This is a genomic window from Thermoanaerobaculia bacterium (assembly GCA_018057705.1).
GTDB lineage: Bacteria > Acidobacteriota > Thermoanaerobaculia > Multivoradales > JAGPDF01 > JAGPDF01.
Genome location: JAGPDF010000014.1, coordinates 1 through 24649, shown reverse-complemented (window position 1 = coordinate 24649; position 24649 = coordinate 1). Strand labels below are relative to the sequence as shown.

19 protein-coding genes are annotated in these 24649 nt (G+C 70.3%); 11 read left to right on the top strand and 8 right to left on the bottom strand.

All coding sequences use genetic code 11. The features are described 5' to 3' along the window. The first annotated feature begins 86 nt into the window (after positions 1-86). Positions 87-3032 carry a tetratricopeptide repeat protein gene (locus tag KBI44_06580; protein ID MBP9144130.1) on the top strand — a complete coding sequence of 982 codons (2946 nt, stop codon included), beginning with the start codon at positions 87-89 and terminating at the stop codon, positions 3030-3032. A 3-nt stretch (positions 3033-3035) separates the two neighbouring features. Here KBI44_06580 and KBI44_06575 read toward each other — a convergent pair whose 3' ends face one another. Continuing rightward, the gene (locus KBI44_06575; protein ID MBP9144129.1) at positions 3036-3749 is read right to left on the bottom strand and encodes a hypothetical protein; all 714 of its coding nucleotides are present in this window, start codon (positions 3747-3749) and stop codon (positions 3036-3038) included. A gap of 4 nt (positions 3750-3753) precedes the next feature. Beyond that, positions 3754-6399, bottom strand: coding sequence for a VWA domain-containing protein (locus tag KBI44_06570; protein MBP9144128.1), 2646 nt, complete (start codon positions 6397-6399; stop codon positions 3754-3756). 112 nt (positions 6400-6511) lie between these two features. Between KBI44_06570 and KBI44_06565 the strand changes: the two genes are divergently transcribed. Then, positions 6512-7564: an HD domain-containing protein gene (locus tag KBI44_06565; protein ID MBP9144127.1), complete on the top strand. Its 1053-nt coding sequence runs from the start codon at positions 6512-6514 to the stop codon at positions 7562-7564. A gap of 3 nt (positions 7565-7567) precedes the next feature. Next, on the top strand, positions 7568-7942 hold the full coding sequence (locus tag KBI44_06560; GenBank protein MBP9144126.1) for a hypothetical protein: 375 nt from the start codon (positions 7568-7570) through the stop codon (positions 7940-7942). A 268-nt stretch (positions 7943-8210) separates the two neighbouring features. Here KBI44_06560 and KBI44_06555 read toward each other — a convergent pair whose 3' ends face one another. The 3 genes from KBI44_06555 to cyoE are packed head-to-tail and all read right to left on the bottom strand — an operon-like array spanning position 8211 to position 10202. Continuing rightward, positions 8211-8639: a DUF420 domain-containing protein gene (locus tag KBI44_06555; GenBank protein ID MBP9144125.1), complete on the bottom strand. Its 429-nt coding sequence runs from the start codon at positions 8637-8639 to the stop codon at positions 8211-8213. 58 nt (positions 8640-8697) lie between these two features. Next, positions 8698-9309: an SCO family protein gene (locus KBI44_06550; protein MBP9144124.1), complete on the bottom strand. Its 612-nt coding sequence runs from the start codon at positions 9307-9309 to the stop codon at positions 8698-8700. Positions 9310-9317: 8 nt separating this feature from the next. Further along, positions 9318-10202: a heme o synthase gene (gene cyoE, locus KBI44_06545; protein MBP9144123.1), complete on the bottom strand. Its 885-nt coding sequence runs from the start codon at positions 10200-10202 to the stop codon at positions 9318-9320. Positions 10203-10400: 198 nt separating this feature from the next. Here cyoE and KBI44_06540 point away from each other — a divergent pair, with 198 nt between their 5' ends. The 6 genes from KBI44_06540 to KBI44_06515 are packed head-to-tail and all read left to right on the top strand — an operon-like array spanning position 10401 to position 18119. Continuing rightward, on the top strand, positions 10401-10673 hold the full coding sequence (locus tag KBI44_06540; protein MBP9144122.1) for a type II toxin-antitoxin system Phd/YefM family antitoxin: 273 nt from the start codon (positions 10401-10403) through the stop codon (positions 10671-10673). Between the two features lie 6 nt (positions 10674-10679). After that, the gene (locus KBI44_06535; GenBank protein ID MBP9144121.1) at positions 10680-10943 is read left to right on the top strand and encodes a type II toxin-antitoxin system RelE/ParE family toxin; all 264 of its coding nucleotides are present in this window, start codon (positions 10680-10682) and stop codon (positions 10941-10943) included. 43 nt (positions 10944-10986) lie between these two features. Beyond that, complete coding sequence (locus KBI44_06530) at positions 10987-11721, top strand: ABC transporter ATP-binding protein (protein ID MBP9144120.1); 735 nt, start codon at positions 10987-10989, stop codon at positions 11719-11721. Positions 11722-11746: 25 nt separating this feature from the next. Beyond that, on the top strand, positions 11747-14377 hold the full coding sequence (locus KBI44_06525; protein ID MBP9144119.1) for an ABC transporter permease: 2631 nt from the start codon (positions 11747-11749) through the stop codon (positions 14375-14377). Between the two features lie 2 nt (positions 14378-14379). Then, positions 14380-15612: a carotenoid 1,2-hydratase gene (locus KBI44_06520; protein MBP9144118.1), complete on the top strand. Its 1233-nt coding sequence runs from the start codon at positions 14380-14382 to the stop codon at positions 15610-15612. 20 nt (positions 15613-15632) lie between these two features. Further along, positions 15633-18119, top strand: coding sequence for a serine/threonine protein kinase (locus tag KBI44_06515; GenBank protein MBP9144117.1), 2487 nt, complete (start codon positions 15633-15635; stop codon positions 18117-18119). Positions 18120-18161: 42 nt separating this feature from the next. On the opposite strand, the gene KBI44_06510 is transcribed toward KBI44_06515, so the two are convergent. Both KBI44_06510 and KBI44_06505 read right to left on the bottom strand, forming a co-directional pair. Then, complete coding sequence (locus KBI44_06510) at positions 18162-18731, bottom strand: hypothetical protein (protein ID MBP9144116.1); 570 nt, start codon at positions 18729-18731, stop codon at positions 18162-18164. A 60-nt stretch (positions 18732-18791) separates the two neighbouring features. After that, the gene (locus tag KBI44_06505; protein MBP9144115.1) at positions 18792-19772 is read right to left on the bottom strand and encodes a malate dehydrogenase; all 981 of its coding nucleotides are present in this window, start codon (positions 19770-19772) and stop codon (positions 18792-18794) included. A gap of 227 nt (positions 19773-19999) precedes the next feature. On the opposite strand from KBI44_06505, the gene KBI44_06500 reads away from it, so the two are divergent. Both KBI44_06500 and KBI44_06495 read left to right on the top strand, forming a co-directional pair. Further along, on the top strand, positions 20000-20725 hold the full coding sequence (locus KBI44_06500; GenBank protein ID MBP9144114.1) for a sensor domain-containing protein: 726 nt from the start codon (positions 20000-20002) through the stop codon (positions 20723-20725). Between the two features lie 43 nt (positions 20726-20768). Continuing rightward, positions 20769-23252 (top strand): immune inhibitor A, encoded by a 2484-nt coding sequence (locus tag KBI44_06495; GenBank protein MBP9144113.1) that lies wholly within the window; start codon positions 20769-20771, stop codon positions 23250-23252. 9 nt (positions 23253-23261) lie between these two features. Here the strand turns inward: KBI44_06495 and KBI44_06490 are convergent. Further along, positions 23262-24649: hypothetical protein (locus tag KBI44_06490; protein ID MBP9144112.1), on the bottom strand; the 1388-nt coding region annotated here is incomplete at its 5' end.

Below are 24649 nucleotides of genomic sequence, written 5' to 3'. Positions count from 1 at the left end.
GCAGCGCCGACCCCCGTTTGCACCTTCCCATCCCGCACCCGCCCCCCTCCATGCGCCCGTTTCCGCCTCCAGAGCCGATCGAACGAGTGCTACCGGCCGCGCTCCTGCATCTCTGGGCGGAGAAGGACCCGGCGGCGACGGCGCGCCTCGAAGCCGCCGCAGCCCGGGCCGAAGGCATCTTTCCGGCAGGTCCGAACCGGTGGCTCGTCCTGCCACTCGCCGGCGACGCCGCGATCTTCGACCGCGCCGTCGCGCTGGGTCGAGCGGTGCTCGACGCCACGCCCAAGGGCCGCCCCGCGAGCGCCGCCTGCGTGTTGATCACGCCCGCCGCAGCGGCGGTGGGCGAGTTGGTCACCCTGCTCGAGGAGCCGCTCCTCGAGGAGATCGCCCAACGGCGGCCGACGATCGAAGCCGGCAGGGTGCTGCTCACGACCCATGCCGTGCACCACCTGGAGGCCTTCTGGACGGTTGAGCCGGCCGGCAATCTCTCCTTCGGCGGCGGGCGGCTGATCCCCCTCGCGGCCGTGCAGCCGCGCGCCGTCGCCATGCCCACCTGGCGCAACCCTGAGGTCCTCTCGCGGTCTGCGAAGTGGGTTCCCAGGCCGGAGCTCGAGGATCGGCTCTCGGAACGGCTCGCCGAGCCGGTCGTCCGGTTGACGGGCCCCCTGGGCGTCGGCAAGACGCGCCTCGCCTGGGAGGTCATGCGCGCCAGCGGCGAGCCGGCAGTCTGGCGGAACGCGGCGCTCGCCCGGCTGCAGAACGGCTCGATGCTGGCGCCGCTGGTCGGCGAACTGGCCGCCGAGCCGGCGCGACCGGTCTGGATCGTCTACGACCATCTGGATGCCGCTCCGCCGCAGATCTGGTCGGAGATCGAAGAGCTGCAGAAGCACCCGCGCCTCGGCGACGAGATCCGTCTGCTGCTGCTCGCCCGGCCGGCGACGCCCTGGCCCGAGGAGCTCTCGACCACGCCGCAGATCGAGGTGGACGCGCTCGCCGGCGAAGCCTGGAGCCGCTGCGCTTCGCAGCTCTTCCGCGGGCTCTCGCTCCCCGAGGCGGTCGCCGAGACGCTCGCCACCGGCGCCGGCGGGAACCCGTTCGCGCTCGAAGAGGCCCTGCACTTCCTGGTCCGCGACCGGAGACTGAGGCAGGTCTTTGGTTCGTTCTTCTTCAGCGGCAGCGAAGGAACCGAGACCCGCTTTCAACCGAGCCGGCGCTTTCTCGCCCACGCCGAGTCCGAGGCGATGCGACTCGGAACGGCGCTGCCGCTGCGCCTCCTGGCGCAGATCGAGGCCCCGGTGCCGGCTGGAGAGTTGCGGTCGGCGGCGCTCGCCCTGGGCGGCGAGAGTCCGCCGCGCCAGTGGGAGGAGCCTTTTCGCGAAGCCGGCCTCATCGTCGACGCCGACGGCCCCTGGGGCGAAGGACTCACCTTCGCTTCCCTGGCGCTACGCACGGCCTTCTCCGACACGCTGCGCCCCGATGCGGCGGCGACTCTGCGCAGCGTGCTGGGCGAGCTCCTGGCGGCGCGTTCGAGCTCGGTGGACGAGCTCTGGGCCTCCTACGAACTGCTGCGCGGCACCGAGCCCGGCGCCCGCGCGCTGCTCGGCGCCGCAGCGACCGCAGCGAAGATCCCGCGCGAGCAGCTCTTCACGGCGCTGCGCCATGAGCTCGCCGCGCTGCGCGAGCGCGCCGAACCCTCCGATCGCTCCGATGCCGCGGACGGCTCCGCCAACACGCAGCTCGAGATCGACCTGCTCTGGATCCTGCTGCCGCTCGCCCGGCGGATGGGGCGGCTGAACGAGCTCTCGGGGGCGCTCGAACGCGGCTTCGAGCTCTCGCGGGAGAACCCGCAGCGCTTCCTCGCCATCGCCGCCCTGCGCGCCGAGCTCGCCCAGATGGCCGGGCGCCACACCGAAGCGGAGTGGGTTCTCCGCCAGGCGTTGGCGGGTCAGAAGGGCGGCGACCCGCGCCGCAAGGAGATGCTCCTGCTCGAGCTCGGGCGCGTCCTCGTCCGCCAGGGCAAGACCACCGAGGCCGGCGAGCTCTTCTCGAGGACGCTCACCGTGGCCGAGCACCAGGGCAGGAGAGGCCTGGCCGCGAACTGCCGCTACTTCCTCGGCAACATCGCCTTTCACGAGTTCCGGCTCGACGACGCGACGGCACTGCATCTGCAAGCCCTGGCGGTGCGTCGCGAGAAGGGCACCCAGGTCACGACGTCGCTCTCGGCGTTGGGCGCCGTGGCGCTGGCGCAGGGCAACTTCCCCGTCAGCCTCGCTTATTTCGAAGAGGCACGCGAGATCCTCGCCCGGGACAAGTCCGAAGCCGAAGAGGCCTACGCGCTGGTCGGCGTCGGCAAGGCAATGAGCCGGCTGGGAGACTTTGCCGGCGCCGCGCCGATGCTGCGCCGGGCGCTCGCGCTGCGCGAAGGCCGCGACGACACCGTGGGCGAAGCGATCGCGCGCCTGTCGGTGGCCGAGAATCTCCTGCAGCTCGACCAACCCGACCAGGCGCTGATCGAAGCCCGCAAGGCTCATTTCGCGCTCAGTCTGGTCCCGCCCGGGGAGGCGCGCGCCGACGCCGAGCAGTTGATGGGCCGCATTCAGCTTCGCCTGCGCCGCCACGACGCCGCGCTCGCCAACCTCGAAGATGCGGCGCGCCTGCATCGCGAGCTCGGTAAGGGCGCGAGCCTGCTCGCCGACCTGGCCTATCGCATCGAGGTGGAGATCGCGCGCGGCCGCGCCGACACCGTTCTCACCGCCTACGAGACCCTCGCCGCGGAGCGTCCGCTGCTCGACACGGCACCGCTGCGCGAACTGTCGGACTACCATCTCTACCTGGGCGGCCTGTGGCTCGAGGAGCGCAAAGCCCGCAGATGCGAACCGCTCGTTCCCCTGCAGCGCAGCTACAGCGAGCTCATGCGCCAGACCGGGTTTCTCGCGCCGGCGATGCGCCAGCGGTTCCTCTTCCAGGTGCCGCTCCATTCGGCGATCGTCGAGGCCGCGACACGTCACGGCCTCTCGCTGCCGACGACCTGACCTTCAGGGCGCGGCGGCGGGCGGGGGAAGCAGAGCGTCGAGCCGGACGCGGTCGTCGCCGCTCAGGTTCTCGTCGCCGAGGAAGATCGCTGCGCCGCCGCCCGGAATCGGCACCGCCGGCTTCGTCAGGGCGCGATCGAGGCCCGAACAGTCGACGGCACCGAGCGACAGCGTGGCCGCCTGGTCGCAGAGCGCCAGGATCTGGTTGATGGTGCGCGACTGCACCGCGACTTCGATTCGCGACGGCAGCTGATCGGGCGTGATCTCGTAGCCGTCGGCGACCCGTCGAATGCGGACCTTGCCGGCCAGCCGCAGGGTCTGCGGCGGCACGACGATCTCGTCGGTCAACTGGCGCACGATCGGGCCCATGACCACATCGGCGATCAGCGCCCCCTTGCCCTGGATGTCGAGCTCGACCTCGCCGGAGAAGGCGCCGTCCTTCGCGGGACCGAGGGGGCTCAGCCGGATCCGGTGATCGCGCAGGATCATCGTTTGCGACGGCGAGGTCAGTTGGATCGACATCCCCTCCTCGCCGATCGGCGCCAACTCCTCCACGAAATCGCTGTAGGCGCGGTTGAGCTTCTCGAAGCGAAACGCCTCGGGCGCTCCAGCGGCGGCGAGACCGGCCGGCAGGCTGAGGAACACCGCAAGAGCCAGGGCGGCAGCGATCACCGAGTGGGATCCGGATGGGGGCACGAGGTTCTTCACGTCCGCCATGGTGTCATGGATAGTACCCCCGGGGGGCTCGTGTCTTCAGCTTGCCCCCCTTCGCCTTGACTTCGACCGTCGAGAAGACGCCCTCGGTTCCCGGCGGGTCCGGCGCGAAGGCGAGCAGGTACTGACTGCGCAGCTCGCGCGAGATCTCGCTGTAGACGCCGTCGAGCTCGTCGGCCTTCGAGACGAAGTAGGAGCGCCCGCCGGTTTCCGAGGCGAGCTTCTCGAGCTTGTTGCGGATCGACATCTTCGTCGAGCCGACATCGAGGCCGATGGCGTAGACCGCCGCGCCGCTGCGCCGGGCGAACTCCAGAGCGTCATCGTAGGAGACCAGGCTCGAAGTGTCGTCGCCGTCGGAGAGCAGGACGATCGCCTTCCTGCCGCGGACGCCCCGCAGCTGGTAGAGCGCGAAGACCATCGCGTCGTGGAGCGCCGTGTTGCCGACCGCCGGCAGCTCGCGGAAGGCGATCTGCACCGCCTGGACGTCGGGAGTGAGCTGCATGAGCAGCCGCGGCCGATCCGAGAAACCGACCGCGAAACAGCGGTCGGTCGGACGCACGACTTCGGCCAGGAAGTCGCTCGCGGCGTGCTTCGCCTCGCCGATCGACTCGCGCATCGACCCGGAGGTGTCGAGCACGAGACCGACGGCGAGCGGCAGGTCCTTCACGAGCTCGAACCGTTCGATCTTCTGCCGCTTGCCGCGGTCGAAGAGCTCGAAATCGCTCTCGGTCAGGTTTTCGCTGAGCGCCCCGTTCCTGTCGTAGGCGGTGGCGAAGATCTCGACCAGGTCGACCTCGAGCTGCTCGAGAAACGTCGAACCGCCGTTCAGGACGCGGAAGTCCTCGACGCGCGTGCCATCGACGTAGATCGCCGAGACCGTGAGATAGACCGGCTCACTGCCCGACGGCGCGACGAACGAGGTTTCCCACGGTGGCTGGGTGAGGGTCGCGAGCACCTCCTCGTTCAAGCGGAACTCGACCGACTCGACCCGCTTGCCCTCGGGCACCATGACCGCGGCGCGCGCCACGGTGGGGCCGACGACCCGCTTGCCGCGCGGCGGCGAGAGGAGGCGAACCTTGGCCTCGCCCTGCGGTTCGTTGAGGAAGACCTCGTCGGCGACGACGACGGCGTCGTTCTCGTCCAGACCCTCCGCCCGCACGACGAGCTCCGCCGGAATGTTCGGCAGGCGGAGCTCGGCCGTCCAGGGGGCGGCGGCGCGCACCAGCTGGCGCTGGCCGTTGACGTAGAAGGCGACCTTGCGGATGCGCTCGCCGACCACGATCGCCTCGGCGCGCCAGAGCCCGAAGACGACATCGGCGAGCGGCGGCATGAGGACGAGGGCGTCGCGCCCGCCCATCCGGGTGATTCCGGTCTCCTTGCCGACGACCACCTGGGCCCCAGCGGGAATCGACTCGGGCTCGGGCACGGCCTGCTTCGGAACCGTGAAGCCGAGCGAGAGCCAACTGGTCCGCCCGGAGACTTCGTCCCGCAGCTCGAGCTGCACGACGTAGGGCCCGCCGGGGCGCAGCAGGCGCTCGGCGACCAGCACGACCGGCGTCGTCGCCGCGGGCGGCGGCAGCACGAAGCGGTTGCGGAACTCTTCGAACGGCGCCCCCGCGACCTCGAGCCGGCCGGCCACGGTGAGTCGGGACTCGGGTGCCTTTTCGTCGCCGGCGACCGCCAGCCCGACGCCGGCCGGCAGCACGATGCGCAGCCGCGCGAGCAGGCGCTGGTCGCGGCGCTCCGGAAAGGTCACGCGCGCCGACTCGATCGCCAACTCCGGGGCGAGCTGGTCGAGCTTCGTGGCCGCCGCCACGCGCGCCCACGGGGCGAGCTCGGCCGGCGGGGCGACCAGGGCGTCCATCATGGCGTCGGTCGGCCGATTCTGTTTGAAGCCGAAAAGTCCCGTGACGCCGGTGACCTCGTCCACGGTCTCGCTCGACTTGCACATCACCCGGTCCGGGCGCTTGCCCGAAACGAAGCCCTTGAGCTCTTCCCACTGCTCGAGGTAGTACTCCATCTCGGGCATGTAGAGCGCCCGTTTGGACTCGGTCGGCCGCCAGAGCAGGAAGTAGCCGTCGGCGCGCGGACGATAGAGGACGGCGTGCCGCGGCGCCTCCACCGTGCCGTAGCTCCAGATCTCGAGCGGATGGAAGGTGTCGCCGCAGTCGATCTTCTGCCTCTCGCGAGGTGCGCCGAGCAGGAAGAGCATCCGGCCGCGGGCATCGCGCAGCGACAGACTCTCGCTCCAGACGAGGCGCTGCCGGCGATCGAGGCCGATCGCGAGCTCGTTCTCGGGCGTGTCGGGCAGGGGGTCCCGCGCCAGGAACTCGCGCGCCTCGGCGAGCGCCCCGGCGAGCGGCAGCGCCGCAATGCGCGCGCGCTCCTCGGCCGGCAGCAGCAGCGCCGGGCCCTCCTCCAGGAACTTGCGCAGCAGCTCGCGCTCCGCCTCTTCGGTTTCGCTGGCTGTCGGCGGCGCTGGCGGCGCGGGGGCCGCTGGAACCGGAGCCGGCGAGGGCGCCGGAGCCGGCGAAGTCGAAGGGATCGCCGCGGCCACGGGGGCCGGATCGGGAGTTGGGGCGGCGCCCGCCGGGCCCGCCAGGGCGCCGCCGAAGGCCAGCATCAGGGTGCAGCAGACGACGTTCGGGCGCATGAGCAGTCCTCGGGCTTCGACCATCTTCGGAACGACCAGCAGCAAGCCGTGTACCAGCCCGGCGCCCGGCGACTATACTCGGCCCTCTTCTCAACGGCGGGTGCCCCAGACTATGTCTCCAATCGTCAAGAATCAGCCGATCGCCACCTGGAACGCCGGCGACTCCGTGCAGGGCTTCGCTTTTCTGAAGCGCAAGGAGCTGCGTCAGGACAAGAGCGGCAAGGACTATCTCGACCTCGAGCTCGCCGACGCTTCGGGCGCGATCACCGGCCGCGCCTGGTCGGACAGCTCGGCCCTCGCCAACGATTTCGCGGCCCGCGGCTTCGTCAAGTTCCGCGGCCAGGTGCAGAGCTACCGCGACCAGCTGCAGATCAAGGTCGACCAGTGCCGGGCGATCGTCCCCGACGACGCCCGGGAGGGCTTCGACGAGAGCCTGCTCGTCCCGACCACGAAGTTCGACATCGACGACCTCATGCGTCGCCTGGAGGGGACACTCGACCGCGAAGTGAAGCGGCCGGAGATGCGCCGCCTGGCGTCCGAGACGATGGCGGTCTACGGCGCGGCCCTGCGGGTGCATCCGGCGGCGAAGGCGATCCACCACGCCTTCCGCGGCGGCCTGCTCGAGCATGTGGTCTCGATGATGGAGCTCGCGGTGCGCTTCGCCGACAACTACCCCGAGCTCGACCGCGACCTGCTGGTCCTGGGTGTCCTCTTCCACGACCTCGGCAAGCTCCAGGAATTGGGCGCGATGCCCGACAACGAGTACACCCCGGTCGGGCGTCTCGTCGGCCACATCGTCATCGGCCGCGACCTCGTCCGTGAGCGCACCGCCGCGATCCCCGGTTTTCCGCCCGACCTGAGATTGCAGCTCGAGCACCTCGTTCTCTCGCATCAGGGGCGCAAGGAGTTCTCCTCCCCGGTCGAACCGATGACCGCCGAAGCGTTCGTCCTCCACGCCATCGACGACATCGACTCGAAGCTCGCCGTGCTGCGCGGCATGAAAGAGAGCGGCCAGGGCTTCGTCTGGGCAAGGAGCCTCGAACGCTTCGTCTGGCTGGGCGAGGCGGCGGCGCCCGCGGCCGGCGAAGAGGGGGAGAACCGCGGAGCGAGCGCTGCGCCGCTCGACGATGCGCCGGCCAACAGCGATCAGCGGACCATCTTCTAGACGATGTACGCCGCTCTGCGCGACGCGCTCGCCGGACTGATCGAAGCCGGCTGGCCGGTTGTGCTGGTCGTTTCGACCGTCGATGCGCCGCCGGACGAGATCCCGCCGGACCTCCTGGCGCAGTTTCCCAAAGAGCTGGTCTGTGCCCTCGACCCGGAGAAGCTCAAGTCCGGCGCGACCGTGGACGACTTCGGCGTCACCGCAGAGCTCGCCTTCGTCCGTCTTCTGGGCGGCTTTCGCCAGCTGCGCATCCCCTGGACCCGGATTGTCGCCGTTCAGTTCCCGGGCGGCTACGTGCCAGGAGCGACGCCGGCGGCCCCGTCCACGCCCTCCCCACCTCCCAGCCGCCCCCGCCCAGGCGGTATGCGCCTCGTCTAGGGAGAAGCAGATTAGGCACCTCCGCTCATGGCAGAGGACACGGCGACCGCACCGGGGCTCTAGCCCGACCTTCTCACCAACCTTCGGCTACGACGCCACATACGCCCACGTCTGCTGCGTTGCGCTCGGTCGGCCTGCTCGACGTACTGCAAGTACGTCTGCGCGGGCCTCGGTCGCGACGCCTTGCAGCCATGGGCATCTGCGGCGTCTCGCGGCTAACGCTGGTGAGAAGGTCGGGCTAGCCAGGCTCCCGGCCCCAGCTCGCGACTCAGCCAAAGCGCATCTGGTAGAGCATCCAGTAAACCACCACACCGGTGACCGAAACGTAGAGCCAGATGGGCAGGGTCCAGCGGGCGATCTTCTTGTGGCGGTCGAAGCGCCGCGCGAGGGCGCGGGAGAGGGTCATCACCGCGAGAAACGGCACGGCGGCGGCGAGTACGGTGTGGGTGAGGAGGATCGCGAGGTAGACGGTCCGCACCGTGCCGGTGCCCTGGAACTTCACCGAGCCGACCTGGAAGTGGTAGACGAGGTAGGACACCAGGAAGACGATCGAGCAGCCGAACGCCGAAATCATGGCGCGCCGATGGGCTTCGATCTTCCGGAGCCGGATCAGCAGCCAGCCGAGCACCAGGAGTACACCCGAGGTCGCGTTCAGCGCCGCGTTGAGGGTCGGCAGGTCGCGTACGGTCAGTTCCATCGCTGGGTCCTCCGCTGCTGGCTCATCGGTCGCTTCGGCATCCGGCCCTGTCGAGGCTTCAGCCGCCTGCTGCGCTGGCTTCCAGCGCCGCGAGATCCTCCAGGATGCGGTCGAGCGCATCCTCTTCGAGCGCCTGGTAGGTGCCGCGCATGCGGCCTTCGCCGTCGATCAGAGCGAACCGGTTGCTGTGCAGAATCGGCGAGCTGGTGTCTTCGGGTGTCGCCTCGACCGCCAGAAGGAACCCCTTGCGCACGAGCTCCCAGATCGCCGCCCGCTCGCCGGTCGCAAAGAGCCAGCGCGGTCCCACTTGCCAGCCTTCGGCGTAGCGGGTCAGCACCTCCGGCCGGTCGTGCTCGGGGTCGACCGAGATCGACAGCAGCCGTACGGTCGAGCCTTCCGGGATGCGCTTCTCGAGCTCCTTCATCCGCGCGGTGAGCATGGGACAGGAGGCCGGACAGCGCGTGAAGATGAAGTCGACGATCGCCGGCCGGCCGGCCAGGGCTGCCTTGTCGAGGGTCGCCCCGCTGCGTTCGACGAGCGCGAACTCCGGCAACTCGGAGAGCACCGGCAGCGGCTCTGGGGCACGACAGGCGACGACGGCAAGAAGCGCCAGCCCGGCGAAGCCGGTGAGCCAGCCGCCACCACTCCGGCGAACAGCCGCGCTGCGCATCCGGACGTTCATCGCAGGAACAGATGGTCGGCGACGGCGACCCCGAAGACCGCCGGCAGATAGAAGACGGAGGTGAGCAGGAGCCGCCGCGCTGTGGTCACGGATTGCTCGCGCGCGAAGAGCACCGCGCTGGTCAGGAAGGCGAGGCCGAAGAGCAGCGCGCCGGCGAGATGCACCGCGCCGGTGATGCCTACGGCCGAGGTCATGAGCGACACCGGCACCAGCGCCACCGCATAGAGCACCGCCTGCTGGCCGGTCGCCCGGCCGTCGGGATCGTTCACCGTGAGGAGCGGCATCCCCGCCCGCCGGTAGTCGTCGCGATAGAGCCAGGCGATCGAGAGGAAGTGCGGCAGCTGCCAGAGAAAGAGAATGGCGAAAAGGAGCCAGCCGCCGAGATCGAGCTCGCCCGAGGCGCCGGTCCAGCCCATGACCGGCGGCGCGGCGCCGGGGATCGCGCCGACCAGGGTCGCGAGCGAGCTCCGGCGCTTCATCGGGGTATAGACCAGGACGTAGGCCGCGAGCGTCGCGAAGCCGATCGCCGCGGTGAGCGGATTCACCAGCAGGGAGAGCACGAGGAGGCCGGTGACCGACAATAGCCCGCCGAAGGCGAGCGCCTGCCCGGGGTGCATCCGCCCGCCAGGCAACGGCCGCGTCGCCGTGCGCCGCATCAGCTTGTCGGTCTCACGCTCGACGAACTGGTTCCACGCCGCCGACCCCGCCGCGACCAGCGCCGTCCCGATCAGCGTCGCAACAAAACGCGGCCAATCGAGCGGCCGCTCACTCGCCAGCGCGAACCCCGCCGCCGTCGTCAACGTAACGAGGAGCGTAATCCGGGGCTTGGTGAGCTCGACCCAGTCTCTCGGGCGGGGAAAGGCGACTGCTTCCGACGACACCGGCGAAGTTTATCGCCAATTCCGAACTCGCCCTCGGAGGGGATGCCTGCGCACCCTGGAGCATCTCTCGGCACCCACGCGCACTCTTCCTTACGGCCCGACTCCGGATCACTCCTCATCGTCCTCCGACGAGTCGGACATTCCGGCGCTTGCGTACACAAGGTACCTAGCGTATCCTTCCCCATGGGAGACGACGCCATGTCCGACAACGCACTTCTGACATCCCGATCCGCGCGGGAGAATTTTTCCGAGGTCTTGAATCGCGCGGCGTTCGCGAAGGAGCGGGTGGCGATTCATCGGCATGGCAAGCCGATCGCCTACGTCGTTTCGGTCGAGGATGCGGCGCTCCTGGAGAGCCTCGAGGACGCCGCGGATCTCGAGGCCTTCCGCGCCGCGAAGCTGGAGTTCGAGGCGAGCGGCGAAGCTGCCATTCCCTGGCGCCAGGTGCAGGCGAAGCTGCGCGCCAAGTAGAGAGCGGTGGCTCACAACGTCTTCATCGTCCCCGCGGCGGCGCGTCAACTCGAGAAGCTCGAGGCCGCAGCGCGGCGGAGGATCCGTCTCGCGATCGACGCTCTCGGCGAGACGCCACGGCCGAGCGGGTGCAAGAAGCTCTCCGCGACGGAGAACGCCTACCGCATCCGCGTCGGCGACTACCGCGTCCTCTACGAGATAGAAGACCGCCGACTCGTCGTCCTCGTGGTCCGCGTCGCGCATCGGCGTGAGGCCTATCGCGAGCGCTGAGACCGGTTCATCGGAATTTCGAGCGCTGCCGTAGAGTGGAGTGGTGTCCGATCCGGTTCCCGTCATCGAGCTGCGCGAGGTGCGGCGGAGTTTTGTCGAGGCGGGGAGGCCGCGCGTCGTGCTGGACGGGGTTTCGTGCGCGATTGCGCCGGGGGAGCTGGTCGTTCTTCTCGGCAGGAGCGGGTCGGGGAAGTCGACGCTGCTGAATCTCATCGCCGGCATCGACCTGCCGACCTCGGGCGAGGTGCTGCTCGAGGGGCGGGAGTTCGGGCGGCTCACCGAGGACGAGCGGACGGTGGCGCGGCGGGACCGGATCGGCTTCGTCTTCCAGTTCTTCAATCTCGTCCCGACCCTCACCGTCGAAGAGAACCTCCTGTTGCCGCTCGAGCTTGCCGGGCGGGCGAGCGGCGCGAACCGCGAGCGGGCGCTGGCGCTGCTCGAGGAGGTCGGTCTCGCCGACCGTGGCGGGCAGTTTCCCGACCGGCTCTCGGGTGGCGAGCAGCAGCGGGTCGCCGTGGCGCGCGCTCTGGCCGCCGATCCGGCGCTCGTCCTCGCCGACGAGCCGACCGGAAATCTCGATATCGAGACCGGGCTCGAGGTGCTCGAGCTCCTCGACCGGCTCACGCGGAGGGCCGGGAAGACCATGCTCATGGTGACCCACAGCCCCGAGGTCATGGGGATCGCCGACCGCGTGCTCACCCTCGATCACGGCCGGCTGGTCGAGCGCTCGCCATCACCGACACCGACACCGGTACCGGCGGCGGCACCGGCGGACTGAAGCCCGACGCCGTGGAGAGTCCGGCTTGAGCCTTCTCGGGCGCGCCAGCCGCCGCTATCACCTGCGCCATCCGGCGCAGTTCGGGCTGGCGCTCGCCGGCGTGGCGCTGGGCGTCGCCGTCGTCGTGGCGATCGACCTCGCCAACGAGAGCGCCCGGCGTGCCTTCGTGGTGGCGACCGACGCGACCGCCGGCGCTGCGACCGATCAGATCACCGGCGATTCGAACGGCTTCGACGAAACGCTCTTCGCCCGCCTCCGTTCCGGCACCGACGAGATCCCGGGCTTGCGCGCCGCGGCGCCGGTGGTCGAGGACTTCGTCGTCCTCGCGCCAACGCAGGAATCCGCAGCGGCAGCGCCCGCCAACGGCGGGTCGATCTCCCGCTCCGCCCCTGTCCTGCGGCTCCTCGGCCTCGATCCGTGGAGCGAGGCGCCGTTCCGCGGCTATCTCGGCGGAGCGCTCGCCGCCGGCAAGGACCTCACCCGATTCCTCACCACCCCCGGCGCGGCACTCCTCGAGAGCGCGACCGCCGAGCGGCTGGGGCTCGAGATCGGCGACACGCTCCCCGTCCGCGTCGGGGCGCGAGAGGAACGGCTTCTGCTGGTCGGAATCCTGAAGCCGACCGACGCCGCCGCCCGCGAGGCGCTCGCGAACCTCGCTCTCGTCGATATCGCGACCGCACAGGAGATCCTCGATCTGCCAGGGCGGCTCACCCGCATCGACCTCGCCCTGCCCGAAGGCGAAGCGGGCGAGCGGGCCCGCCGGGAGATCGCGACACTGCTGCCGCCGGGCGTCCATCTGGCGCGCGCGAGCGCGCGACCCGAAGCGCTCGAGCAGATGACGCGGGCGTTCCGTTTCAACCTGCGCGCCCTGTCGCTCCTCGCCCTGCTGTGCGGCACCTTCCTGATCTACAACACGATGACCTTCTCGGTCGTGCAGCGCCGCGAGCTCTTCGGGCGCCTGCGCGCCCTGGGCGTCCGGCGCGGCGAGATCCTGACCCTCGTCCTCACCGAGGCGGCCGTCCTCGGCATCGTCGGCAGCGCGCTCGGGCTGCTCGTCGGCATCGTGCTCGGCCGGGGACTCATGGGGCTCGTCCTGCAGACGATCCGCGACCTCTACTTCACGCTCGCCGCCGGCAATTTCGCGCTCTCGCCGCTTTCACTCCTGAAGGGCGGCCTGCTCGGCCTCGGCGCGTCGCTCGCCGCCGCGCTGCCGCCGGCGCTCGAGGCCGCCAACGCCCCGCCGCGGGCGACGCTCCTGCGCTCCGAGCTCGAGAGCCGGGCCGGGAGGCTCTCCGGGCGCGCGGTCGGACTCGGACTTCTCTTCGGCCTTGCCGGCGGCCTCCTCCTCGCTCTGGCGACCGCTTCCCTTCCCCTCTCGCTCGGCGGTTTCTTTCTCGTCCTGGTCGGCTTTTCACTGCTGGTGCCGCGCGCCCTCGCCGTCAGCCTGCGCGCCGTCGCCGCCGTGCCGCGGAGGTGGCGGCGCCTCTACGCCGCGATCGGCCTCTTCGGCCGGATGGGCGCGCGGGCGGTGGCGGCGTCGATCTCGCGCACGGGGGTCGCGGTCGCCGCCCTGACCCTCGCGGTCGCCGTCTCGATCAGCATCGCGGTGATGATCGGGAGCTTCCGCACCACCGTCCAGATCTGGCTCGAAGGGGCGCTCATCGGCGACCTCTACGTCAGCACGCCGACGCAGGTACCGAGCCGCGCCCACCTGCGCATCTCGCCCGAGGCGGTCGAGCGCATTCGCGCCCTGCCCGGCGTCGAACGGATCAACACCCTGCGCATCACCCAGGTCGAGAGCCCCGGAGAGCTCCCGGCGCGGGTGGTCGGCATCGACCTCGACCGCAAGAGCCTCGCCGCCATGCACTGGAAGGAGGGCGACCTCGAGAGCGTCTGGCGCGAGCTCACGACGACTCCCGACGCAGCGATCCTCGCCGAGCCGTTCGCCTATCGCCGCAACCTCCACTTGGGCGACCGCTTCGAGCTCGAGACCGCGAACGGCCGCCAGTCGTTCCGGGTCGCCGGGATCGACTACGACTACGGCTCGGACCAGGGCGTCGTGATGCTCGGGGTGGACACTTTCCGCGCCCATTTCGATGAGCCCGGGGTGGCGGTGCTGGCGGTCTTCGCCGAGGCCGGAGCCGACCTCGAGCAGCTCAAGACCGCGGTCGAAGGGGCCGCACCCGAAGGGGAGCTCGCCGCGCAGTCGAGCCGCCTGCTCAAGCAGATGTCGGTCGAGATCTTCGACCGCACCTTCCGTATTACCGGTGTGCTGCGCTTGCTGGCGATCGCAGTCGCCTTTCTCGGCATCCTGGCGGCGCTCGCGGCCCTCGAGCTCGAACGCGGCCGGGAATTCGCCGTGATGCGCGCCCAGGGCCTGACGCGCCGGCAGCTCCTCCGGCTCGTCGCCGCCGAGACCGGCTGGATGGGGCTCGCTGCCGGGCTCTTTTCGCTGCCGCTCGGCGCGCTCCTCGCCGCCCTCATGGTGCACGTCATCAACCGGCGCTCGTTCGGCTGGTCGATGGAGATCGCCTGGACGGCGCGGCCGTTCGTCGAGGCGATGGTCCTCGCGCTCGGTGCGGCGCTCCTCGCCGGGCTCATTCCCGCCTGGCGCCTCGGGCGGACCGATCCGGCTCTCGCCCTGAAGCAGGAGTGAAGATGCGCACCCCGCGCCGTCTCATTGTCGCCCTGCTGCTCTGCGTCATCGCAGTGACGGCCCTGGCGGTCGCGCTCGAGCGCCGCGCCCGCCGGCCGGCGAAGATCTCCGCCGAGCTCGACGTCGCCGAGGCGTTGGGCGGCGGACTCGGCAAGGACGACGAGCGCTTCGCGCGCGCCACCGCACCGCGCGAGTTCGTCTTCCCCGCCGATCACGGTGCCCACGACGGCTTTCGCACCGAGTGGTGGTACGTCACCGGCAACCTCTTCGCCGCCGACGGCCGGGCCTTCGGCGTCCAGCTGACCTTCTTCCGCAACGCGCTGATCCCAGAAGTCCCGGACGTCGCAGAGGTCGCCGAAGCCGCGATTCCCGCAGCGAGCCCGTCGCGCTGGCGGAGTGCCCACGTCTGGATGGCGCACTTCGCGCTCTCCGATTCCGCGGCGGGCACCTTCCGGTACGCTGAACGCTTCGCGCGCGAAGCCATCGGCCTCGCCGGCGGCACCGCCCCCCCGTACGGGTCCTTTCGCGTCGCCCTCGAGGACTGGTCGATCGGTTCGACCGCCCCCTCCGCAGCCGATTTCTCGCCCTTGCGCCTGCGGGCGAGGGAGGACGGCTTCGCGGTCGACCTGGCGCTCGAAGCCGGCAAGCCGCCGGTCCTCCAGGGCGAACGGGGCCTCTCGCAGAAAGGTCCGGAACCCGGCAACGCCTCCTACTACTACTCGATGACCCGGCTGCCGACGCGCGGCACGGTGAGCGTCGACGGCGAGACGATCGCGGTGACCGGCGAAGCCTGGCTCGACCGCGAGTGGTCGACCAGCGCCCTCGGACCCGACCTCGCCGGCTGGGACTGGTTCGCCCTGCAGCTCGGCGACGGCCGCGAGCTGATGTTCTACCGCCTGCGAAGGAAGGACGGCGCCGCCGATCCGTGGAGCCGCGGCAGCCTCGTCGCCGCCGACGGCACGTCGCGCAGTCTCGCCGCGACCGAGGTCGGGCTCGAAGTCCTCTCGACCTGGCGCAGCCCGACCGGCGCCACCTACCCCGCGAACTGGCGCCTGACCGTCCCCGGCGAGGCCCTCGACCTCGTGCTCACCCCAAGGGTTGCCGGCCAGGAGCTCGCCGTCACCGTCCGCTACTGGGAAGGAGCGGTCGCGGTGAAAGGAACGAGTCGCGGGAACCCCCTCGCCGGCCACGGCTTCGTGGAGATGACCGGGTACAGCCCGAATCCTCCGCGCTGAGGCTAGACTGCCGCGCAACCATGTCGTTCGTCGGTCGCCAGATCGGCAGCATCCGGATCGAGCGCCCGATCGGAGAGGGCGGCATGGGCGAGGTCTATCTCGGCTACGACGAGAAGCTCCAGCGCCGCGTCGCCGTCAAGACGCTGCGCTCGAGCCAGCTTCTCGATCGCGAAGGCAAGGCCCGGTTCCTGCGCGAGGCCCGCCTGCTCTCGAAGCTCGGTCATCCGTCGATCTGCCAGATCCACGACCTGATCGAAGAGGAGGGCGCGGACTACCTCGTTCTCGAATACGTGGAGGGCCAGACCCTTCGCCAACTGATGCGTCAGCGACCCTCCTTCGAGCGTCTGCTGGCCATCTCCCGACAGATTGCCGATGGCCTTCAGGCGGCGCATCACGCGAAGGTGATCCATCGCGACCTCAAGGCCGAGAACGTCATGGTGGCCCAGGGCGACCGGGTCCGGATTCTCGACTTCGGCATCGCCCGGGTGGCCGAGTCCGACTTCCTCCACCGGAGCTCGCCGGGAGAGACCGACGCGGACGACCCGTCGGCCGCCTATCTCCGCAATGCCGAAGCCCAGCGCGACGACGCGACGCTCGCCCTGCCCGAGTTTCAGACCCGCTTCGGCACCATCGTCGGAACGCTGCAGTACATGAGCCCCGAGCAGGCGCTGGGACGGTCGGTCTCCACGGCGAGCGACCTGTTCTCGTTCGGCATCCTGCTCCAGGAGCTCTTCACCGGCCGACCCGCCTATGCAGACGCCCCCCTCGCCGATCTCCTGAAGGCCGTGCAGCGCGGGCGTACGGAGCTCGTGACCGGACTCGACCCCGAGTTGGCGCGGCTGATCGAAGAGGCCAAGAGCTTCGAGCCCAGCGCCCGCCCCACCGCCGCAGAGGCCGCCCAGCGCCTCGCCGGGCTGATCGACAAGCCGGCACGTCTGGCGCGCCGGCGGCGGTGGATCGCAGCCGGCGCCACGGGCGTCGCGAGCCTGATCGTCGGGCTGGTGGTGGTCTCTTTTCTCGCCTTCGAGGCGCGCCGGGCGAGGCGCGAAGCCGAGCGCCGTCAGGGGCAGGCCGAGGATCTCATCGGATTCATGCTCGAAGATCTCCGTCCGAAACTGGAGAAGGTCGGAAGACTCGACCTCCTCGATGCCGTCGGGGATCGAGCCCTGGAGCATTTCGAGGCCGTGCCCGAGAGTGAGCTCTCGCCCCTCGAGCTCGAGCGACGCATCGAAGCGCTGCGGCAGGTCGCCGAAGTGCGCTTCGCCCAGGGTGCGCTCGAGCCGGCCCGCCAGGTCGCCGGGCGCGCCCTCGCGCTCGCGAGGATTCTCGCCAGCGACCACCCGCAGGCCGCGCACGAAAAGGCGCGGGCGCTCGCAGCGACGATGGTCGCAGCCATCTGGAACGATCTCGACTCCCCGGAAAGGGCCTACGAGTCCTTCGCGGAGGCCCTGTCCGCAGCGCGGCTCGCGGTGGAGCTCGCTCCCGACGAGCCGCAGTTCGAGCGTCTCCTCGCTGCCACTCTGAGCGACACCGGCGTCGGACTCAAAGCGCTGGGCCGACCGGACGAAGCGATCGCGCGCTTCGTCGAGGGCGAGAGCCATCTGCGGCGCCTGCTCGCGGCACACGCGGCTGCGGCCGACACCGCCGCCGAGTCGGCGACGGTCTCGGAGCTCGCGACGACGCTCGCCTGGTTGAGCTCGGCGCTCGAGGAGTCGGGGCGGCTGTCGGAAGCGACCGCGGCGCGGCGCGAGAATCTCCTCCTGCTCGAGCGGCTGGCGCGAGAGAACGACGATCCCGTGGCCCACAACGACCTTGCCACGGCGCGCGACTTCCTGGCCCGCCTTCTGCTCTCGATGGGCCAACCGGAGGAGGCCGCCGTGCAGCAGCGGCTCGCATTGCAGACCTTCGTTCGACTGGCCGGGCTCGACCCGCAGAACAGCGACTGGGCCCGCAGCGCCGCCGTGGCTCACCTCAATCTCGGCTGGATCCTGGCCGACGTCGGCGACCCGACCGGCGCGATCGCCGAGCTCGAACAGGGTCGCCTCGGTCTCGAAGAGCTCCGCCGTCTCGACCCCGCGCACCGCACGTGGAACCGGATGCTCGCGGTCACGCACTTCCGCCTGGGCGTCGTCGCGCTCACCGCAGGAGAGATCGGCCGGGCGCGACGGGAGAACGAGCGCTCTCTCGCCCTGCTCGATGAGCTGGCTCGCGAGAGGCCGGACGACGAGACGATCGTCGCGCGGCTCGGCGAGTCCCTCACCGGTGCGGCCGCGATCGCCGAGCTCGACGGGCGCAGCGCCGAGGCGGCAGTGTTGCGTCGGCGCGCCGCAACGCTGCTCGTCGAGTTCTCCGGCCCGGACTCCAATCCGGGGTTCCAGGCAGCGTACGCGATGCTCCTCCTCGCCGACCGGCGCGCCGGGGAGGCCCGCGCGATCATCGAGCGCTTGCGCGCGATCGGCTACCGGCCGCGGCGGATCGAGGCCGCCTGCGAGCGCGCGGGCATCTGAAATCTGGCGAGCAAAACGGCTCGGCCTGAAGCTGGGCTGAAGCTAGAAGGTGCGGCGCGGCCGGCGCAGGACCGCGAAGGCGCTGGCCATGAGCAGTCCGCCCAGGATCCAGGCGCCGACCGACCCCAGCGTGGGGATCTCAACGGCGCCGCAGGTCACCGGCACCGGATCGACGAAATCGAGAATCGTCCCGGAGTCGACCAGATAGACGCCGATCCCGGGGCTCGCCTGCGAGACCGGCTGGCCGAGCACGATCGTCCCCGAGAGGTTGTGGAGGAGGCCGTCCGAGGGTGCGCTGAGCGCCACGATCTGCGTCAGGGCGCCATCATCGAAGACCTGGAGCTCGAAGTCGTCGCTCCCCGGAGCCACCTCGGTGAGCACCTGGAGCGTGTAGGCGACCGAGCAGCCGGTGGACGCGCCGAGGGTCAGATCGCCGAGCGCCAGCCGCATCTCGAGCAGGCTGCCGGGCCCGTTCAGGGAGGCCGGCGAACCGGGCGCTGCCGTCGCTTCCGCCGCTGCAGGAGCGTGCAGGAGACTCAGCAGGCAGCAGCCGGCGAGCGCGACCGCGCCCGCCGAAGCCCTGCCGGAAGAAGTCCCGAGTCGCCCGCGCACGTCGCGAGTCTAGCGGAAAAATGCTGTTTTGACAAAAACGCGGCCCGCAGGCCGGCAGGCTCAGCCGAGCAGCTCCTCGACCGCCTGGCGCTCCTCGCGCAGCTCGCGATCGCTGGCGTCCATTTTGCCGCGACTCCACTCGTCGATCGCCAGGCCCTGCACGATCTCGTAGTCGCCGCCCTTACAGACGCAGGGGTAGGAGTAGACGACTCCTTCCGGGATGCCGTAGCTGCCGTCCGACGGCACCGCCATCGACACCCAGTCGCCGGCCGCGCTGCCGCGCACCCAGTCGCGCATGTGGTCGAGCGCCGACGAGGCGGCGGAGGCCGCCGAGGAGGCGCCGCGCGCCTTGATGATCGCGGCCCCGCGCTGCTGCACGGTCGGGATGAAGGTCTCGCGATACCAGCTCTCTTCGACCAGCCCGAGCGCCGGCTTCCCGCCCACGGTGCAATTTGCGAGGTCGGGGTACTGGGTCGAGGAGTGGTTGCCCCAGATCGTCATCCGGCGGATGTCGTTGACATGCGCGCCGCACTTCTCGCCGAGCTGCGACAGCGCCCGGTTGTGGTCGAGGCGCGTCATGGCATGGAACTGCCGGCGATCGAGACCGTGGGCGTTCGAGGCCGCGATCAGGCAGTTCGTGTTGGCCGGATTCCCGACCACCAGCACGCGCACATCGCGCGCGGCGCGTGCGGCGATGGCCTTGCCCTGCGGCCCGAAGATGGCGCCGTTGGCGGAGAGCAGGTCCTTCCTCTCCATCCCCGGACCGCGCGGCCGCGCGCCGACCAGGAAAGCGGCGTCGACGTCGCTGAAGCCCTCTTCGATGTCCGCCGTGGCGACGATCCCGTCGAGCAACGGGAAGGCGCAGTCGCGGAGCTCCATCGCCACCCCCTCGAGCGCCGGCAGGGCCGGCGCGATCTCGATGAGGTGCAGGACGACCGGCTGGTCCGGTCCGAAGAGATCGCCCGCGGCGATGCGGAAGAGGAGCGCGTATCCGATGTTCCCGGCGGCGCCGGTGACGGCTACATGTTGGGCTTTTTTCATGGCATCCGGGATTCTACGGGAAAGGAAAGATCGTCCGTGCTACCCGTTCGGCCGGGCCCCCAAGCGAGGCGGGTCTGCCTTGGAGGGTGTCCGAGACTGGCGCTTCCAGCCCACGCCCTCCAGGGTAAGCCGATCGCGGCCTATTACAGGCTGACGGCGACCTGCCGGCCGCGCGGCAAGCGAAACCGCCAGACGCGTCCGTCGTAGGACGGTCTGAGGTGATCGTCATGAACAGCGCGACCCGGCAGCTCTCCTGGACCGATTTCTTCACCGTCGCGGTGCGGCCGCGGACTTACGGCAGCCTCCTCTACCTCTGGCTCGGGTTCCCGCTCGGCCTCGCCTATTTCGTCGGGTTGACGGTCGGAATCTCGGCCGGGGTGCCGCTCACGATCATCTGGATCGGTCTCTTGGTGCTTCTCGTCACCTTCCTGGCCGCCTGGGGTGCCGCTGGCCTCGAGCGGCAGCTCGCGATCCACCTGCTCGGCGCCCACGTACCGGAGCGGGTGACCCACCCGGCCTCGGACCGGCTGCTCCCCCGGCTCGGCGCTCTGCTCTCTTCTGCGGCGCTCTGGAAGGGGATGGCCTTCCTGTTTTTCAAGTTCCCCATCGCGCTCGCCACCTGGGTCGTCTCGCTGGTGTCACTCGTCGTGCCGCTGGCGTTCGTGCTCGTGCCCGTAGCCTGGCTGGTGAACCCGGAGGAGATCCATATCGGGATCGGCCTCTGGCAGCCGGAGAGCTTCCTCGGCACCCTGCCGTTCGGCATTGCCGGGGTGCTTGGCCTCCTCGTCGCCCTCCATCTGCAGAACGGCATGGGCTGGTTCTGGGCCCGCCTCGCGGAGTGGATGCTCGGGTCGGGCGCTCCGAGCGCGCCGAGCGCGCTCGGAGCGCCCGGGGGCGAGGTCCTGGAGGTGCCGGTCCAGCAGCCGGCAGGGGTGCCGACGCCGGCCGCCTGAGCGGTTCTGGCGCTCGCGGCGGGCGGGGTTCATACTTCCCTTTGTGGAAACCCAAGTCCGGAATCTCTCCCGCCGCCTGCCGCTGATCGCCCTCTTCCTCCTCGCGGCCCAGGCCGCGCTCGCCTTCGGCCTCGGCCTTCCCGACGATCCGTTCACCGGCTCCGGACCCTGGATGGTGCGCGCCTGGTTCGGCACCGAGGAAGCCCGGCGCGAGGTCGCCTCGTGGGGCGACCATTTCGGCTACGACCGCAAACAGAACCTCCTGCGCCTGTTCGCCGACCCCGAAACCGTCGATCGTCTGCGCGGCCTCGGCTTCTACGTCGAGGTCGATGCCGCGGGGACGGCGCTCCTGCGCCAGGCCGAAGAGGGCGGCCGGCGTGCCGCCGAGGCCCGCGCCCGGGGCGAGGCGCCCGAAGCCGGCATTCCGAGCTTTCCCTGCTACCGCACGGTCGAGGAGACCTTCGCTGCGGCGCAGACGATGGTCGCGGCCCACCCGGCTCTCGCCACCTGGAGCGATGCCGGCGACAGCTGGGACAAAGCGGCCGCGGGCGGCCCCGCCGGCTACGACATGATGGTCCTGGCGCTCACCAACTCGGCGGTTCCCGGCCCGAAGCCACGGCTCTTCGTAACGGCGGCGATCCATGCCCGCGAGTACGCCACGGCGGAGCTCGCGCTGCGCTTCGCCGAGCAGTTGGTCGGCGGCCATGGTGTCGACGCCGACGCCACCTGGCTCCTCGACCAGCACGAGATCCATCTCCTGCTGCAGACCAACCCGGACGGGCGCAAGCAGGCCGAGGCCGGAGTCTCGTGGCGCAAGAACGTCGACAACAACTACTGCGCCAACTCCACCAGCCGCGGCGCCGACCTCAACCGCAACTTCGCTTTCCAGTGGAACTGCTGCGGCGGCTCGAGCTCGAGCCCCTGTGCTCTCGACTACCACGGACCTCAGCCGGCCTCGGAACCCGAAGTGCAGGCGGTGCAGAACTATCTGCGCGCCCATTTCCCAGACCAGCGCGGCGACAGTTATCCCGGCGGCGCCGCTCCCGACGACGCGACCGGCGTCTACATCGACCTCCACAGCTTCGGCGAGCTCGTGCTCTGGCCGTGGGGAGCGACCTCGACACCCAGCGACAACTCCGCTGCGCTCACCACCCTCGGTCGCCGCTTCGCCTTCCTCAACGGACATTGGCCGGAACAATCGATCGGCCTCTATCCCACCGACGGCACCACCGACGACTTCGCCTACGGCGACCTCGGCGTCGCCGGCTTCACCTTCGAGCTCGGCAGCAACTTCTTCGAGGCCTGCTCCGCGTTCGAGAACACCATCCTGCCGGCGAATCTCCAGGCGCTGCGTTACGCCGCGAAAGTCGTGCGCACACCCTATCTGACGCCCGGCGGGCCCGAGGCTCGCGACCTGACGCTGGCCCCAGCCGTGGTCGCTTCCGGCGAACCGGCCGGGCTCCACGTCACCCTCGACGACACGCGCTTCTCGAACGCCAACGGCAGCGAGCCGGTGCAGGCGGTGAGCGCCGCCGAGGCCTACCTCGACCTCGCCCCCTGGCAACCCGGTGCCGCTGCGGTGGCGCTTTCGGCCGACGACGGCCTCTTCAACAGCTCGATCGAGGTGGCGGGCGCGACCCTCGACACCACGGCTCTCGCTGCGGGCCGCCATCTCGTCTACGTGCGCGGCCAGGATGCCGGCGGCGACTGGGGCCCCGTGTCGGCGCACTTCCTCGATGTCCTCGACCCGGGTTCGGCGCCGTTCGTCGAAGGCGTGGTGCGCGAGGCCGGCACGACGGCGGCGCTCGCCGCGACCGTGACCGTCGGCCCGTTCGCCGTCGCCACGACGCCGGGGACCGGCGCCTACTCGCTGCAGGTGCCGCCGGGCACCTACGACATCCGGGCGAGCGCCGCCGGACATGCGCCGCGCACAGTTGCGGGAGTCGTCGCGGCACCGTTTGCCACCGTGACGCAGGACTTCGCGCTGCCCGCAATCACCAGCGTGCTCGCCGACGACGCCGAGGTCGCGAACCCCGGCTGGACCACCCAGAGCCCCTGGGCCCGCACGACCGAGAGCGCCGCGAGCCCCACGCACTCGTGGACCGACAGCCCCGGCGGGACCTACGGCAACTTCGCCGACACCTCGCTCACCTCGCCGCTGCTCGATCTCTCGCTGGCGACCGACGTCGCTCTCGACTGGAAGCAGCTCTACGACCTCGAGGACGGCTACGACTACGGCCGCGTCGAGATCTCCACCAACGGCGGCACGAGCTGGACCGAGGTCGCGCGGGCCGCCGGCGAGGACCACGACGTCACCTGGGAGGCGAACCACCTCGCGCTCCCCGCTCTCGCCGGCAGCAGTCAGGCCCGCCTGCGTTTCCGGCTGACCTCCGATGTCTCGGCCACCTTCGACGGCTGGCATCTCGACGACATCGTGCTCAGCGCGGTCCTCCCGCCGCCGACCGCGCTCTTTGCCGACGGCTTCGAGAGCGGCGGCGTCGGACAGTGGTCCGCCTCGGCACCTTGACCGGCGGCGTCAGCGCGGCGCGGCCTCGATCTCGAGCCGTTCGCCCGCCGAGTAGGCGACGAACTCCGGGGCGTAGATCGACTGCACCTGGGCCGGGCCGCTCCGGAACTCGCCGGCGAGGTTGGCGCGCAGGCGGTACTTGAAGGTGTACTCGCCGGCCGGCAGGTTCTCGAAGAAGAAATTCGCACCGCTGTCGCGCGTCTCTTCGTAACGCGAGATGCCGAGATCCCACTTCCAGCCGGACTCCGGCCGGTCGGGCTCGAGCCCTGCCGGGCGGGGATCGCGCAGATGTACGTATTCCGCTGCCGCCTTGGCGCGTAGTGACAGCTGAACTTCGACCTCATCGCCGACGGCGAGGGTGGTTCCCCCGCCGATCGGCAGCAGCGTCACTTCGCTCCCGGTTTTGACGCGCTTGAAGTAGCGGCGCTCGACGCCGAAGAGGTCGCTGCGCGATTCGGCCGGCAGCTCCTCGGTCGAAAAGTGCCAGGTGGCCGAGGCGAACATGAGGCCCGGAGTCTGTTTCTCGACGATGACCGAAGCGTCCTTCGGACGCCGCTCGGCGTCGAGCTTCCCTCCAGGAACCACGATCTGGTTCTTCTTGCCGGTGAAGCTGTCGGGCTCGAAGACGAAGGTCGTCGTCTGGTTGGCGACCTTCACGGTCGCCTCCTCGCGCACCGCGAGCGTGCCGGTGGCCTTGAGATAGGCCGCCAGCGAATAGAGGACCTCGGCGGTAGCGCGCGTCGACTTCCAGTGATTGAGCTTCTTGTTGAGGAAGAGCCACTGCACGAGCCCGTCGCGGCGCGGGTCGGCGGGGGTCACTTCCATGAGGGTACGCAGCGCCCAGGCGTGGCTCTCGATGCGGTCGTTGTACCAGAGCCAGGCGCGGTCCTCGGGCTGCCAGAACGTCCCCTCGTCGCGCGTCGTCTGCGCCGAGTCCATGACGCTCGCGAGGACCAGAACCGCATCCTGGTGCCGGTCCATCCGTTCGAGCGTCGAGGCGAGCTGCAGCTTGAGCAGCGGCTGGTGCTCGCGCCAGTGCTTGAACGAGAAGTCGAGGATCGTCCGGCGGTCGTCCGCCGAGAGGAAATCGCCCGTCCAGGAGGGATCGGGATAGGACGACGCAACGTAGTTGAGATAGGTGAGCAGCTCCCAGCAGCAGTCGTCGGCGATCGCCCTCGGCAGCCAATCCTCCTTCGCCTCGCGGGCGAGATACTGCCATCCGCGCTGCACCATCTCTTTCGGCACCGGAACCGCAAACTCCGCCGCGCGAGCCATGCCGCCCATGAGATAGAGCGTCATGTAGGGCGAGGCCGGTCCGCCGGCGAACCAGGGGAAGCCGCCGTTGGGAAGCTGGGCCTGCTCGAGCTTGGTCAGGGCAGAGTCGCGCTGGGCGCGCG